2 protein-coding genes are annotated in these 456 nt (G+C 61.0%); both read right to left on the bottom strand.

All coding sequences use genetic code 11. The features are described 5' to 3' along the window. The coding region (locus AACY49_RS30930) for a cobalamin biosynthesis protein (protein ID WP_339528111.1) at nucleotides 1–198 on the bottom strand (198 nt) is incomplete at its 3' end. After that, the coding region (locus AACY49_RS30925; protein WP_339528109.1) for a CbtA family protein at nucleotides 195–456 on the bottom strand (262 nt) is incomplete at its 5' end. The genes AACY49_RS30930 and AACY49_RS30925, both read right to left, overlap by 4 nt.

Raw genomic sequence — 456 nt, 5'->3', positions numbered from 1 at the left:
GGCCAATTGTGCAGCAAGTTCCTGCAGCCCGGGTTCATCGCGTTTCAAATCGATACTGGCCAAGGCTTTGACCGCTCCAAGCTCGATGCGATGCGCTTGCAAGGCCTGATCGAGTAACGCGCGCAGCGTGCTGGCAGGGCAGCCGCGCTGGCAGCCCAGGCCGACCACTAAGGTCGGCGCTGCACTGTCTCGGGTCATGCGTGGTATTGGCCATCGCTTTTGCGGCGGAACAACCACGCACTGATCAGGCCAAGGGCCAGCCAGAACGCCACGTTGGTCAGATGCGAAGCGATTTTGAACTGAGCTTCCAATGCTTCAGGGGCCAGCATCGAATGCACTTGTGGTTGTGGCGCGCCGATCACATGTGGCACCGCAAGGATCGCCACACCGAGGATCTTCATCAGCCAGTGACGGCTGAACGCTATCAGGGCGAGGCCGACCGCAGTAGAGGCGGCA

The organism is Pseudomonas sp. EL_65y_Pfl2_R96, from assembly GCF_963970905.1.
GTDB lineage: Bacteria > Pseudomonadota > Gammaproteobacteria > Pseudomonadales > Pseudomonadaceae > Aquipseudomonas.
This window is presented reverse-complemented; position numbering and strand designations above follow the sequence as displayed.